This is a genomic window from Streptococcus mitis, from assembly GCF_001281025.1.
GTDB lineage: Bacteria > Bacillota > Bacilli > Lactobacillales > Streptococcaceae > Streptococcus > Streptococcus mitis_AK.
The window spans coordinates 904,344-919,650 of the sequence record NZ_CP012646.1 but is presented as its reverse complement, the minus strand read 5'-3'; the positions used below and the strand labels follow the sequence as shown (position 1 = coordinate 919,650).

At 38.2% G+C, this 15,307-nt stretch carries 7 protein-coding genes and 2 pseudogenes; 1 reads left to right on the top strand and 8 read right to left on the bottom strand.

Annotated features, from left to right (window positions below; genetic code table 11):
• Positions 1–70: 70 nt before the first annotated feature.
• The 6 genes from RN80_RS04495 to RN80_RS04470 form a co-directional block, all read right to left on the bottom strand.
• Positions 71–7,519 carry a Rib/alpha-like domain-containing protein gene (locus tag RN80_RS04495; protein WP_060627795.1) on the bottom strand — a complete coding sequence of 2,483 codons (7,449 nt, stop codon included), beginning with the start codon at positions 7,517–7,519 and terminating at the stop codon, positions 71–73.
• Positions 7,520–7,776: 257 nt separating this feature from the next.
• Positions 7,777–9,120 (bottom strand): asparagine--tRNA ligase, encoded by a 1,344-nt coding sequence (gene asnS, locus RN80_RS04490; protein ID WP_060627793.1) that lies wholly within the window; start codon positions 9,118–9,120, stop codon positions 7,777–7,779.
• An 18-nt stretch (positions 9,121–9,138) separates the two neighbouring features.
• Positions 9,139–9,504: a VOC family protein gene (locus RN80_RS04485; RefSeq protein ID WP_060627791.1), complete on the bottom strand. Its 366-nt coding sequence runs from the start codon at positions 9,502–9,504 to the stop codon at positions 9,139–9,141.
• Positions 9,497–10,684, bottom strand: coding sequence for a pyridoxal phosphate-dependent aminotransferase (locus RN80_RS04480; RefSeq protein WP_060627789.1), 1,188 nt, complete (start codon positions 10,682–10,684; stop codon positions 9,497–9,499). Before RN80_RS04480 ends, RN80_RS04485 begins: the two co-directional genes overlap by 8 nt.
• A complete protein-coding gene (locus tag RN80_RS04475; protein WP_060627787.1) occupies positions 10,681–11,169 on the bottom strand; it encodes a cell wall elongation regulator TseB-like domain-containing protein in 489 nt (162 codons plus the stop codon). The genes RN80_RS04480 and RN80_RS04475 overlap by 4 nt, the downstream gene beginning before the upstream one ends.
• A 186-nt stretch (positions 11,170–11,355) precedes the next feature.
• Complete coding sequence (locus RN80_RS04470; RefSeq protein ID WP_060627785.1) at positions 11,356–12,552, bottom strand: MFS transporter; 1,197 nt, start codon at positions 12,550–12,552, stop codon at positions 11,356–11,358.
• Positions 12,553–12,979: 427 nt separating this feature from the next.
• Between RN80_RS04470 and RN80_RS04465 the strand changes: the two genes are divergently transcribed.
• Positions 12,980–13,528, top strand: coding sequence for an NADPH-dependent FMN reductase (locus tag RN80_RS04465; RefSeq protein ID WP_060627784.1), 549 nt, complete (start codon positions 12,980–12,982; stop codon positions 13,526–13,528).
• A 236-nt stretch (positions 13,529–13,764) separates the two neighbouring features.
• Here the strand turns inward: RN80_RS04465 and RN80_RS10285 are convergent.
• Both RN80_RS10285 and RN80_RS10280 read right to left on the bottom strand, forming a co-directional pair.
• Positions 13,765–14,598: pseudogene (locus tag RN80_RS10285) on the bottom strand (collagen-flanked surface repeat-containing protein); the annotation flags it as partial.
• A 102-nt stretch (positions 14,599–14,700) separates the two neighbouring features.
• Positions 14,701–15,231, bottom strand: a pseudogene (locus RN80_RS10280) (collagen-flanked surface repeat-containing protein); the annotation flags it as partial.
• Positions 15,232–15,307 lie beyond the last annotated feature (76 nt).

Below are 15,307 nucleotides of genomic sequence, written 5' to 3'. Positions count from 1 at the left end.
TTTTTACGCAAGTAAAAACAGCGAAATAAAAAAGAAGATGACGAATCATCTTCTCAAAAACTATGAGTTTTTAGTCTTCTTTTTTCTTGCGAGCAAGAAGTCCAAATCCACCTAAGGCTCCAAGAAGTCCAAGCGCTGCGAGGCTAGCGTTAGCTTCTGTACCTGTGTTAGGCAATTCTTTTTGACCATCAACATATTTAGGTGTTGCTGGTTTAGCAGCTGTGTCAGTTGCTACTGTTGCATCTGCTTGAGCTGGTGCCGCTGGTTGAGCTTGATTTGGTGTTGCTGGCTGTCCTGGTTCCGTAGGAGTTACAGGTTGATCAGGAGCAGTTGGTCTTGACGGAACATTTTGTGGAGTCTGTGGTGTTTGTGGAGTAGGAGTTGGTCTGTAGTTGTTACCACCATTTCCACCACCATTGTTTGGTTGTGACTCAGAACCACGTTTTGGAGTTACTGTTACTGGTACTTCTAACTCAACGATTTCTCCTGTTGGTAATTTCACCTTAACCTTAACTCCTGGTTTTTTCCCAGCTGTTTCTGTTGTTGGAATTACCCAGTTCTCTTCGATGATTTCCCATCCTTCTTCTTTAGGAAGTTCGATATGTTTCTTAACATCATCTTTAGTAATAGGTGTTCCTACTTCTACTTCGATTGGAGTTACTTTTGGTGTTACGATTACTGGTACTTTTACTGTAACTGTTTTTCCATTTGGTAATTTCACTTCTACTGGTACAGTTGGTTTTGCTCCTGGTGTTGTTGTTGCTGGAATTTCTCCAACATTTGTAATTTCCCAATCTTTTGGTAGATCAACACGTTTCTTAACATCTTCTGCTGTGACTGGAGTTCCTACTTTTACTACCACTGGAGTCACTTTTGGTGTTACTGTTACTGGGACTTGTACTGTAATTGTTTTTCCATTTGGTAATTTCACTTCTACTGGCACCGTTGGTTTTTCACCTGGTGTTGTTGTCGCTGGAATTTCTCCAACATTTGTAATTTCCCAATCTTTTGGTAGGTCAACATGTTTCTTAACATCTTCTGCTGTGACTGGAGTTCCAACTTCCACTACCACTGGAGTTACTTTTGGTGTTACGATTACTGGTACTTTAACTTCTTTAGTAGCAATAATGTTTCCATCTTTATCTTTATACTCAACTGTTACAGTTACAGAGTCTTTTTCACCCGCTGTTTCTGTTCCTGGAGTTGTTAATGGAGTTTCTTTAAACGTTACTGTTACACCTTCTGGTAAACCTTTGGTATTTTCAGCTGATTCTTTTACTTTATCAGCAACAGCTTTTTCAAGTGTACCTTTATCAGTATCTTTCGGTACTACTACACCTTCTGGAGAAACTTTTGGCAATACTGTTACTGGGACTTCTACTGTTTCTTCTCCTCCATCTTTATAAGTAACTTTTGTTGTTACTTTAATATCATTAACTCCAACTTTACCTTCAGTAGTTGGGATAGCTTTGTTGATATCTTCATCAGTGACAGGTGTTTTAGTTCCATCTGTATCTGGAGTGATTGCTTTGTTTACATCTTCAGCTTTTGGTTTGTCACCTTCTACAACGTAGACTGGTTTAACATCTGAACCTTTCACATTTACTTTTACTGGAATTGTAGTTGTATAGTCTTTTCCATCAACTGTGTATGTTACTGGGACTTCTACAGTTGTTACTCCAGTTCCTTTGTTAGCTGTTACTTTATCTTCAATAGCTTTTGTTACATCACCTACAGTTACTTTCGCATCTTTTGGTAATTTATCTGTAAAGTCTTTTGCTTTAATTGCTTCATCAGCTTTAGCTTTTGCTAATTCTTTCAGTTTGTCTGGAGTTGTATTTTTGGCTACTGTTACGTCTGCTTTTGCTACTGGTAATACTGTTACTGGTACTGTTACTTTCTCAGAATCTTTCATTCCTGGATAAGTTACTGGGACTTCTACTGTTACATCTGTAGCTCCAGCTTTTCCAGCTGTTTCTGGTAATGTTGTTGGTTCTCCAACTGTTCCACCTTGTCCTGGTGTTACAGATTCTTTAACTTTATCTTTTTCAGGCGTTGTTCCTTCAAACACAACTACTGATTTTGGAGTTGATCCAATTACTGTTACAGGAACTTCTACTTCTTTTGTTCCAATAACGTTTCCTTTATCATCAGTATATTCAACAACAACTGTCGCAGGTTTTGGTTTTCCTGTTTCAGTTACTTCAGCTGTTGTTGGTGTAGTTCCTGCTTTCACTTCTTTAACTTTTACAGTTACACCTTCAGGAAGTTTATCTTTTGGTAATGCAGCTACTACTTCTTCAGCTTTAGCTTTAACTGCAGCTTCTAAGTTTTCGCTTCCTTTAAGAACTGTTAATCCTTCAGGTTTCACTAATGGTAATACTTTAACGACTGCAGGTACTTCTACAAGTTTGTCTTCGCCATCTTTAGCTACTACTGTTACTTTCTTATCTCCTGGTGTTGTTGTATCTACTTCACCATCTTTATAAGTAAATTTAGTTCCTTCTGGATATTGGTCAGGATCGATACTTTCATCAGCTGATGGTTGTGGTTTAGCAGGGTCTTCAAACACATATTGTGTCTTAGGATCTACTACCATTACTTTAGCTGGTACTTCTACTAAAGTATCTCCATCTAATTTCGCTACAACGACTACATCTTTTTCACCTGCTGTTGTTGTGTCAACTGGTTCTTTATACTCAAAAGTAGTACCTTTTGGATATTCATCTGGAGTAATGCTTGAGTTAACATCTGGTTGTGGTTTCTTAGGATCCGCAACAACAAATTGTGGTTTACTATCTACTACACGTACTGTTGCTGGTACTTCTACTAGTACTTTATCCCCTTGTTTAACAACTACTGTTACTTTCTTATCTCCAGGTGCTGTTGTATCTACTTCTTCTTTGTATTCATATGTTGCGTCATCTGGATAGTCTGAAGTATCAATATTATCTTCTGGAGAAGGTTGTTTCTTATCCTCACTTACTGCTACTAATTGTGGATATCCTTTAACAACTTTCACTGGTACATTTACTGTTTCTTCACGTTTATTATCACCTGAACCGTATGTTACTGTTACTGGTACAGTTAATGTATCATCTCCAACTTTTCCTTTTGTTTCAGGAATCTTAGATTCATCTACAGTTTTATCATTTCCTTTTGTAGTAACCGCATCTTTAAGTTTGTCTGTTGTTGGCTTATCACCTTCTACGACATAAACAGGAGTTGGTGTTGAAACTTTTGGAGTTAATTTAACAACAAAGTTTTGACTGATTTCAGTATCAGTATCTGCAGTTGTATCAAATGTTGGTTTTTCAGCGTCAGGTTTAGCAAACGGATTATCATTCACTTCATAACCCATTGATTTTAACACATCAAGACGAGCTTGAATTTTGTCTTCTGGAATTTTTGTTCCTGCTTTACCTGAAAGATCATTAATATTGAATTTCTCATCTAATGGTGTTTCTTTACCATCTTTATCTACAGAAACAAATTTAACTGTAGCTTTTTGAATTCCAGGTGCATATTGAATTGGAGTTTTACCGAATTTATCAGTTGGGTCAAAGTTGTCTGGAACTTTGTATCCTTTAGATGGATCTGCAGGATCAACTGGTGTTAATTCTACTCCATTATATGTTGGAACATATCCATCTACATAAGGAATAACTACCTTACTGAAATCACCAGGTTTTGTTGGATCATTTGGATTGTTAGGATATTTAATTGTATCTGGTGCATCTTGTGGTTTCTTACCAGCTGGATACTCAGGTGTAAATGAACCAATTTCTTTATAAAGAACTTTTTTAACTACAGGATCTACTGTACCATTTTCTCCAGGAACTGGTGCAACTTCTGCAGCTACTGTTTTATCTGTAGCATTTACTAATAAGTAGTTTGCTACTACTGGTGAATCAACAGCATTGAATTTACCTTTTGTTCCATCAGCTGTAGCATCTGTTAATTTATCAGCTTCATTGTAAACTTGCCAATCAGAGTAAGTTACATCTCCTGTTTGTGGGTTTACAGTTGCTGTACGTTTGTATGTTACTTTTTGTACTTTTTCAGCATATAAAGGAGTTGCATCAGCCTTATCAGCATCTTCTTCTTTTAGATACTTAATTGTACGTGTTACTTCTTTAACTAAGTCATTACGTGTCAATCCTGCTGGATATTTACCAAGATTTTCATCTCCATCTTTTACAGGTGTATCTGCTGTTTTTGGAGATACTGGAGCTGTTGTACTTGGATTTGTTGGATCAGTTGTTACTGTTGGGTCTACTGTAATTAAGTCTAATACGTGAACAGTTACTTCTGCTTCTGTAGATTTCTTACCTTCACTATCCGTTGATTGAACTTTTACAGTGTAATCACCAACTTTAGTTGTATCTAGGTTACCTGCATCACTTACTGCAATTGATGGTTTAGTAGAATCAACTCCGTCACGATCATCTTCTAAGTCAGTTGCTGATGGTTTCGCTTTTTCTAGAACCTTCTCATTGTTCCATTTATCAGCTTCTTTAGTTTTATAAACGTATAAATCTTTTTTCTCAACTGCTACTGTTGGAGCTTCGTTGACAATGTTTGCATAACTTGGCTCAGAAACATTTCCTACTGGTGAAACTGAAGTTACAGCAATCTTATCATTACCTTCATGTGTATGAAGACTAACATCTTTAAGACTTACTTTTAATTTACCTTCAGGCGTTGTTTCTACTTTAGTATCTCCTTGATACCAACCATCATCTTTTTTCTCTAATTCTAAAACATCATTATTTGGTAATGTGATTTCGATTTTCTTACCAATTTCATTTTCAATTTGTAATGCTTTTTTAATTTCAGCAATTCTTTTAGCTATTTCTTCATCTGATAAAGTAACTCCATTATTATCAGCTACTTTTTTAAGATTAGCTTTAATTTCGTCATCTGACGGAGTTAATGAACCTGGTGCATCACCTGTATTTACTAATAAGTATTTATCTTGATTTTTCGCATCAGAATCTCCTACAATACTATCTGTGTGGACTTCTTCAACTGTAGCTGATTTAGGTTTACGAGCATCAATATAGATTGTTCTATTATAGTAGTAATCTGGATCATCTGACCATCTTAATCCATTAGCTTTGTAGTTTCCATCATAAGCGTAAGGTCCTTTATCTCCAGTCCATAACCATGGGTAAATTCTATTTCCTTGAGCATCTTGAGTACCCATTCCACCTGTTCCTGTAACTTTAAATGTAGCATCTCCTACATAATCATCTTCAGTCGTAAATGGAATTGAGAATTTTCTTGATGTTTCCCCTGCGGCTTTTAGGTTGTTCTTACCATATTGAACTGCATTCACATCCATACTTAATGTATTAGTCGCTTCATCATAACGAACATTTGTTAAGTATCCTTGATCAGTCCAAATAGATTCACCATTTGCTTTAGATAGATCTAATTTTTTGTAATTTGTAGTATCAACTGTACCTAATTTAACACCTTTTGGAATTTGTACTTTAATGTTAAATGTACCACCGTAAGGGAATGTATTTTCAACACCACCAACGTTTTTCAATTCAAGGTTTAATTTACCTTCTTGAGAACGTTTATATAATTTATCTTTTGTAAATCCGTACTCTCCACTCTTACCTTCACTAGTAACATTTGTAGTTAATTGCATACCAGGACCAGTAGCAATTCCTACACCACCGATAATGAATCCATCTTGAACACCTTTAAAATCACCATCATCTTTTGCTTTGATGGTAACTTTAACTTTACTTGTTCCTTCTGGAACATGATAAATTCTTGCAATATTATTCCAACTATCAGAAGGTGTTCCTTCATTTGATCCTGCTGGTCTTCCTGTAGCTTCCGTTGGAGTGCTTCCATCTCTCATTGGAATAGAAGCAATTTTCTTACCTGTGTAAGCATCTGTAATTTCTACACTTAATTCTTCACCTTGACTTGAAAGTGCAGCTTTACCATATGCTCCATTGTAAACCATATTGAAGAATAATTCAGAATTAGGGTTTACATCATATTCTTTAGATAAAGTAACACCTTTACTTCCTAATTCAAGATAGTAATCTCTATCTTTAACATTTCCTCTATCGTCATTTTTCATTCCATCTAGAGTAATCGCACCACCTAAGAACTTACCATCTGCATTTGGTTGGTTTTGAGTAGCAGTTGAAGCATCATGTTTACCATTGTCATCATAAGCTTTCGCTGGTTTTGGCGCTTCTGTTCGATCACCAGCAACAGTATAATCTGTTGGTGCTTCTGGCTTAACAGCATTTACATAGTCTTTTGCTCCGCCAATTTTCCAACCGTTTAATGCACCTGCTTCAGCTTCTGCTGCAGTGATTTTTTTAGTCTTCCAATTGTAAGTTACTTTACCGTAATGTTTTTCACTTTGAAGATTATTTACTTGATCTTCAATCGTTTTACTTTTTGATTCTACTGCAGGACCTGAGAAATCAACTGCACCAAATCCGTTACTCATGCTTTCAAAAACACCGTTTGCTGGGTTATTACCATAACCAGCTCTGTTATTATTAATTGGAGCTCCCCAGTTTTCGGCATTATTTAGATAGTAATTCAGTCTATCTTTTTCTTGTTTTGCTTCTGTTAGTGCTGCTTGAAGTTCTTGTTCTGTAGCATCGGCTTTGGCTGCTGCTGTTGTCGCTTTTGTTTTTTCTTCTTCAGCTTTTGCTACAATAGCACGTAAAACATCTAGTTTTTCTTTGTTTGTTTTACCTTCACCTAAAGCTTCTTCTTTTGTAATTTCTACTTTTACTTTATCGATCGCAGCTTTTAATTCAGCATTTACAGTATTAATATCATTTTTATATCCTGTCGCTGGTGCTGCATCTCTGAATCCACTTTCACCATGTCCTGGAATAGCTTTTCCATTACGTGAATCTTGATTTTTATTTTCTTTTTCTTCCTTCTTGTCTGCAGATGCTTTTGGCATACTTTCAAGAACAAAAGCTCTGTTTTTCAATGAACTTGTTGAAAAATCAACTTCTTTTTGTGTCGCTTTATCGTTTGACAAAAGGGCTTGAGCCTTAGCAAGTTCTGCTTTTGCTGCTTCAATGGCTGAGGCAGTCTTTTCAGTTAGAACTGCTTTGCCAAGGGCTGCTTCCATACGAGCAATAGCTGCTTCCAATTTGCTTGTGTCAGCCTTTTTAGCTGGTGCTTCTTCCGGTTTTGGTGTTTCAGCTAGTGCTGATGGTTGTGCTACCTCAGGTGCTGGTGTTGCTGTAGCTGGGGCTGCTGGTTGCTCAGCTGTTGGTGTAGCAGTTTCAGTCGAAGCTAGAGGCATGGTTGAATCTGCTTGATTACTTGCATCTGGGACTGTTTGTGAATCAGGTGCCGTCTTTGGTGTAACTTGAGCATCCGCCTGAACAGTTGCTGCTCCACCAAACATCATGTAAGCTGCTACAGCTACTGATGCCGCACCAAAACTATACTTACGGATTGAAAAGCGCTGCACTTTTTGTCCGTGATTTTTTTCCATTCTTGAATACATGGTTTCTCCTTTTTTATTTATATGTTAAACTCGAATAATGTTAAAACGTTTAATATTCACTTCCTTTCTTGCTTAAGAACGAAGTCTTAAACTAGTCTCAACACAATATTCACTAGTTCGATTTTATCATATTTCCCAGAATATTGTCAATCAAAAAGAGATTTATGTTCGTACTTTTATATATTATTTTTGTAGCCAAAATACAAAAAAGAAGGGATTTCACCTTCTTTTATTATAATAACTTTTTTATTTTAATTTTACGGTTTAATACGGTGCAACATACGTGGGAATGGAATGGCTTCACGGATGTGTTTTGTTCCTGCTGCGAAGGTTACCATACGCTCGATACCGATACCAAATCCTCCATGTGGAACTGTACCATATTTACGAAGGTCAAGGTAGAATTCATACTCTGTACGGTCCATACCAAGTTCATCCATCTTAGTGACAAGGGCATCATAGTCTTCCTCACGCATAGAACCACCGATGATTTCTCCATAGCCTTCTGGAGCAAGCAAGTCTGCACAAAGCACGCGCTCTGGATTTCCAGGAACTGGTTTCATGTAGAAGGCCTTGATGGCTGCTGGGTAGTTCATGACAAATGTTGGCACACCAAAGTGGTTTGAAATCCAAGTTTCGTGTGGTGAACCAAAGTCATCACCATGCTCAAGATGTTCGTAGTCAGCGTCTTCATCATTTTCATGCTCTTGCAAGAGGTCAATAGCTTGATCGTAAGTGATGCGTTTGAATGGCTCTGCAATGTAGCGTTTCAGGAGCTCTGTATCACGTTCCAAAGTTTCCAAGGCTTGAGGCGCACGGTCAAGAACACCTTGAAGAAGAGCTTTCACATAAGCTTCTTGCAAGTCAAGTGACTCATCGTGTGTCAAGTATGAGTACTCTGCGTCCATCATCCAGAACTCAGTCAAGTGACGGCGTGTTTTTGATTTTTCAGCACGGAATACTGGACCAAAGTCAAATACACGACCAAGAGCCATAGCACCTGCTTCTAGGTAAAGCTGACCTGACTGACTCAAGTAAGCTGGAGTCCCAAAGTAGTCCGTTTCAAAGAGTTCTGTTGAATCTTCAGCTGCATTTCCTGAAAGAATCGGGCTATCAAACTTCATGAAGCCGTTCTTGTCGAAGAACTCATAAGTTGCGTAGATGATAGCGTTACGAATTTGCATCACCGCTACTTGCTTACGAGAACGGAGCCACAAGTGACGGTTGTCCATCAAGAAGTCTGTTCCGTGTTCTTTTGGTGTAATTGGGTAGTCTTGAGATTCACCGATCACTTCGATGTCTGTAATGTCCAACTCATAACCAAATTTAGAACGTTCGTCTTCTTTAACAATACCTGTCACATAAACAGACGTTTCTTGGCTCAAGCGTTTGATAACATCAAACTTCTCAAGTCCCACTTCTTCACCAAATTTTTCTAAAAAGTTTGGTTTAAAGGCTACACCTTGGAAGAAGGCTGTTCCATCACGTAATTGCAAGAAGGCAATTTTCCCTTTTCCTGATTTGTTGGCAACCCAAGCACCAATCGTCACTTCTTGACCAACATAGTCTTTTACATCAATAATCGTTACACGTTTTGTCATTATTTTTCCTTTTCTTTTTTATTCTTTATGGCAAACCACCTCTATATTGTTCCCATCTGGATCAATCATAAAAGTAGCATAATAAATCGGATGCTCACTGCGATAACCAGGAGCACCATTGTCTAGCCCACCTGCCTCTAAGCCAGCCTCATAACAAGCTTGAACCTCTTCCTTATTTTCTGCTAAGAAAGCAAAGTGAATAGGATTTTGCGTCCCCTGAGCTAACCAAAAGTCACCACCAGGATGAGGGCTATTTGGGGCAAGAAAACTGATTAGAGAAGTAGTTTTAAAAGCCAATTTATAGCCCAAAGGAGCGAGAAAACTCCTATAAAATCCTTCTGAAATTTGTAAATTCTTTACCTTAATTTCAAAATGATCAATCATTCTCACTACCCATAAATGCTTTCAAGCGTTTAACCGCTTCTTTGAGCGTATCTAAGTCTGTCGCATAGCTGAGACGCACATTTTCAGGTGCTCCAAACCCTGCTCCTGTTATGAGTGCTAGACCAACTTCCTCAAGAATAGCTGTTGTAAAGTCAGTCACATCCGTATAGCCTTTCATCTCCATGGCTTTTTTGACATTTGGGAAGAGATAGAAAGCTCCTTGTGGCTTAACGACTTCAAAACCAGGGACCTCACATAATAGCGGATAAATGGTATTGAGACGCTCCTCAAAAGCCTTACGCATGATATCAACAGAATCCTGTGGTCCTGTTAAGGCTTCAATAGCCGCATATTGAGAAACAGATGTCAAATTTGAAGTTGTTTGTCCTGTCAATTTACTCATAGCTGCAATGATTTCCGGATTACCTACCGCATAACCAACTCGCCACCCCGTCATGGCATAAGCTTTTGATACACCATTAATGACAATGGTTTGCTTACGAATTGCTTCTGATAGACTTGAGATTGGAACAAATTCATTTCCATTATAAACAAGGCGACCGTATATATCATCTGCTAAGATCAGAATGTCATGCTCAACTGCCCAATTTCCGATAGCTAGTAATTCTTCACGAGTATAAATCATACCAGTCGGATTAGATGGTGAATTGAGAACCAAAACCTTTGTCTTATCTGTCCTAACTAGTTCTAGTTGATCCACCGTGACTTTAAAATCATTGTCTTCTTTAGCTTGAACAAAGACTGGAATCCCTTCTGCCATCTTGACCTGATCTCCATAACTAACCCAGTATGGAGTTGGAATAATAACCTCATCTAAAGGATTGATTACAGCCATAAAGAAAGTATAGAGGGAGAACTTGGCACCTGTAGCAAAGGTAACCTCGTTACTTGCGACAGAATAGCCATAGTAGCGCTCGAAGTAGGTATTCACTGCAGCTTTTAATTCTGGTAGACCTGAAGCTACTGTATAGAAGGAAGCCTGTCCTTCTCGAATAGCTTTAACTGCTGCATCCTGAATATTTTCAGGAGTGTGAAAATCTGGTTGTCCCAAGGTCAAGAAAAGGACATCCTTACCTTGAGCTTTTAATTTTTTTGCTCTCGCATCACTAGCTAAAGTGACACTTTCTTCCATTTCTAAAACACGGTTGGATAGTTTCATAGGCCCTCCTTATTGACCAATGCTCCTGTTTCAAAATCTACTAGATAAAAATCAGATCCTGACTTGACTTCCCAGATTGGTTTGTCTTGATAACGACCAAAGGTAATTTTGTCAATCTCGCCAGCTCCTTTTTCCTTAGAAACCGCTTCTGCTTTTTCTTGTGAAATACCCTGATTTAGCTGATAAACGTAAATCTTATGGTCATCTTTACCAATCAGGACAGCAAGTTCTTCTTGCTGTTTATTACGACCAAGAACGCTGTAATAAGATTCCAAGCCATTGTATAAATCAACCTGATCAGCCTGCTCTAATCCTGCATACTGCTGAGCTAATTTTTCTCCTTCACTTTTAGCTGTTTGATAAGGTTTCATGCTAAGAGAAACCAGATACAGAAAGGAAGCACTGATAACCACAAACAAAATCGTCATCCCTAGACCATACTGCCACAGTAGATTATTTTTTGCTTTGTTTTGTCTTTTTTTCACTCGTCTATTTTACCATCTATTGGGCTTTATTACAAGTGAATATAAGAATACTCGCATTTTATTTCTCTCTTCAAACAAAACAGATTTTTCTTGATTAAAACCGAGCAAGAAAAGTAAAGGCAGCTCCAAAATCAACCTATTAAAAAACCTGAGCTTGGCACTCAAGTTTTCATAAATTTTTTTGATCTATGGAATCACTTTATCATCCATTCTTTTAGCCATTTTTCCTAAAAAGATAGGCAGTAGAAGGCTAATCAATACTAAAAATAATCCTAGATAAAGAAATGTTAGCACAAAGCCTAAATTGTCAATCAACCACCCTGTCAGCGGGAAGAACACAATCATACTTAGGCTAAACATCATAGAGTAGACACTTAGCATGGTTGCCCTTACTTCACTTGGGAGCCGCTCTTGCAAATCATTGTCAAAAATCGGCTGAAAAAGAGCATATAGAGCATTACTAATCAAATAAATCAAAATATAGATTAGAGGTGTTCCAAAATAGGACAACATATAGGTAACTCCAGTCAGCAGGACGAGAAGAGGGAAAATCTTCAAGGCAGCATATTTCTTTCCAATCTTACTCGCTAGATAGACTGCAAGGATATTCAGGAGACTTCCAAGTAGCATAACTGCTGAAATTTGCCAGCTACTTAAATCCGGTAACTGATTTTGATAGTAAAAATAAAACATGCACATAAGTGTTCCGACAATCTGAGACAAAATCATCCAGTTAAACAGCATAGGATTTCGCTCCAACTCTTCCTTAACAGTCCAAATAATCTGTTTCATGGTCACACTATCAGCTTTTTCTAGCTTGACACTAGGTTCTTTCAGCATCCAAATCAGGAAAAGAACTATGATAGAAGTCGCAATCATGATATAGTAAGTCAGGTGCAATTGACCATGGACAAAAAATCCTGCCAAAACGGTCCCCAAAGACTGAGTTCCTTCTGACACTCCTGACATAAAACTTGAAATAGATAAGTAACGCTTCTTGAGTCCAGCTTCCACGGCTGAATCATAAACCATTGCTGCGCTTGTCCCTGAATCAAAATTATAAGACAAGGCACTTACCGCCATAGCTAGTGCATAAATCCAAAAATTTCCCTGCCCAGCCAACATGAGAATAGAAGACACAATCCCTGCTATTCGACTTAAATAAAGGTTGGTCTTATAGGAATAGCGGTCAGCTAACATTCCAGATGGAATTTCGCAGAGAAGACTGGTCGCATGAAAGATACTTTCCAGAAGTCCAATCTGCCAAAGAGACATTCCGTTTTGACTGAGAAATAGAATCCAAAAGCTGGTAATCCCTAAAAAAGCAAAAAACTCAACTCCGGCCATCAGGCCAATATTTTTCCGATAATTTCTTATTAACATTTTTTCTCCTTAACAAGTGTATTATTATTTCTTTTGTCCGTCACTTGTTAATCTTTGCCTTACATGATCTCCACCCCTTTTAGAAGCATTCTTCAATGCCATTATTGTTCCTTTAATAATTTATGAAATGATACCGGAAAATAGCTGTTATGCACTTTCTATTGCGAGTTTTCTTGTTTATTTTAGCACTTATGTCATCATATTACAAGTGAATATAGGAACAATCGCACTTTATTTCTTCCTTCAAAGCAAACCAGAATCCAAAAAACAGTTCTTACTTTTCCAGTGGCAACTGACTAGAGTTTCAGCAATTTTATAGTTTTCAAATAATCTTTGAGCAAATTTCTTGCAAGTCCTTTTGTTTTGTTGTAATATATTTTATAACAACGAGAGACTTCTCGGAAATTTAAGAAAAAGGAGACACATCATGTCTAAAAAAGTATTATTTATCGTCGGATCACTACGTCAAGGTTCTTTCAACCACCAAATGGCTCTCGAAGCTGAGAAAGCAATTGCTGGTAAAGCGCAAGTTAGTTACCTTGATTATTCAGCCCTTCCTCTCTTCAGCCAAGATTTGGAAGTTCCAACACATCCAGCTGTAGCGGCTGCTCGCGAAGCGGTTCTCGCTGCGGATGCCATCTGGATCTTCTCTCCAGTCTACAACTTCTCTATCCCTGGAACAGTGAAAAACTTGCTTGACTGGCTATCTCGTGCCCTTGACTTATCTGATACACGTGGCGCTTCTGCTCTTCAAGACAAGTTTGTCACCGTATCATCTGTAGCCAATGCAGGTCACGATCAACTTTTCGCTATCTATAAAGACCTCTTGCCATTTATCCGTACACAAGTCGTTGGTGATTTCACTGCTGCACGTGTCAACGACTCTGCCTGGGCAGACGGAAAATTAGTTCTAGAAGAAACAATCCTAAACTCACTTGAGAAACAAGCTCAAGACTTGCTCGCAGCAATTCAGTAAAAAATAAAGAATTTTTAAAAGTCTAAATCAATTATCGCCACCTAATAGGGTGGCTTTTTTAGACTCAATCAAGATTTTCAGACAAACATCACTCATCCAAAAAAACCTTGAGCGTTACCACTCAAGGTTTTTAGCAGTCTTTTCCATCATAGGAAAATCATTCTAAGAATATTCTTTCATTCGAGATCTATCACTTATCATCTTCTTTCGAGAAATTAGTGACTGCTTTTGGCTGATTAATCTTCTTTTCTTCGACCTACATATAGGCTCAATAGAATACCGCTACCTAGAAGAACAGAGATATAATCAGATTGGCTTCCAGTTTCTGGTAATTTGTCCCCATGGTTTTCTTTAACTGTAGTTGGTACTACTGGGTTAGCATTTACTGGAGTTGCTGGTTGAGCCGGTGTTGGTACTACTGGTTGTTCTGGAACCGCTGGTACTGGTTTAACCGGTACTTCTGGTGTTGGAACAACTGGAGTTGGTTGTACTGGCACTTCTGGTGTCGGTACATTTGGTGTTGGTTGCGCTGGCACAGGTTTAACCGGTACATTTGGTGTTGGTTGTACTGGCACAGGTTTAACCGGTACACTTGGTGTTGGTTGTGCTGGTACTGTTGGCATATCTAATTCTGGTACTTCAGTAACTTCAGGCATACCTGGAACACCACCGTTGAATTCTGGCAATTCATGAACTTCTGGCATTCCTGGAACACCACCGTTGAATTCTGGCAATTCATGAACTGGTGGTTCTGGCATTGCAAACGTTGGTCCTTCTGGCACATTACGTGTTGGAGGAACTGGTTTGTCATTTGATGGTGTTACCGTTCTGTCTTGGCATCCACATTTACCATCTTTGCCGTCCTTACCATCTTTGCCATCACGTCCATCGCGACCATCTTTACCGTCTTTAACAACTGTTTTTGTCACAGTGCCGTCAGAATTGATGATTGTGATTGTATGACTACCATCACCATTATCTTCAACAGAAACTTTTGGTGATTTACCATCTTTACCGTCTTTAATCACCATTTCTGTTTTGCTTCCATCTGGGTTAGTAATTGTAACAACGTGAGTTCCATCGTTATTATTTTTAACAGTTACAGTTGGTGAAACGCCATCTTTGCCGTCTTTACCATCTTTGATAATAGATTTGTATTCACGGCCATCAGAATCTACGATTGTTAATGTATGAGTTCCGTCTCCGTTATCAACGATGTTCGCTTTTGGTGATTTACCATCAAAGATTGTAGTTGTAGTTTCTTTACCATCAGCACCTGTCACTTTAATAGTGTGTGAACCATTGTTGTTATCAATCACTTCAAGTTTTGGTTCTTTACCATCACGAACTGTAGTTGTTGTAGTTGTACCGTCTGAGTTCACAACTGTGATCGTGTGAGTTCCATCTCCGTTATCCACAACCTTAGCAGTTGGTGATTTACCATCACGAACTGTGGTTTCAGAAACAGTACCATTACCGTTTTCTACACGAATAGTGTAAGTACCGTCTTGGTTATCTCTAACTGTTGCTACTGGTGATTTACCATCTTTAATGATTGTTTCAGTAGTTGTTCCATCACCATTTAGAACTGAGATCTTATGAGTTCCATTTTGTTCATCAGTTATAGTCACTTTTGGTGATTTACCATCACGAACTGTGGTTTCAGTTGTCACACCTTCTGGATTTGTAATAACGATTGTATGACTTCCGTCTCCATTATCACGAACAGATGCGGTTGGAGTACGTCCATCAACACCGTCACGTCCATTCTTAACGACA

Bases quoted from the DNA above. Each gene is read 5' to 3' on its own strand.
- RN80_RS04495 (WP_060627795.1), bottom strand. From the start codon at position 7,519: ATGTATTCAAGAATGGAAAAAAATCACGGACAAAAAGTGCAGCGCTTT.
- asnS (WP_060627793.1), bottom strand. From the start codon at position 9,120: ATGACAAAACGTGTAACGATTATTGATGTAAAAGACTATGTTGGTCAA.
- RN80_RS04485 (WP_060627791.1), bottom strand. From the start codon at position 9,504: ATGATTGATCATTTTGAAATTAAGGTAAAGAATTTACAAATTTCAGAA.
- RN80_RS04480 (WP_060627789.1), bottom strand. From the start codon at position 10,684: ATGAAACTATCCAACCGTGTTTTAGAAATGGAAGAAAGTGTCACTTTA.
- RN80_RS04470 (WP_060627785.1), bottom strand. From the start codon at position 12,552: ATGTTAATAAGAAATTATCGGAAAAATATTGGCCTGATGGCCGGAGTT.
- RN80_RS04465 (WP_060627784.1), top strand. From the start codon at position 12,980: ATGTCTAAAAAAGTATTATTTATCGTCGGATCACTACGTCAAGGTTCT.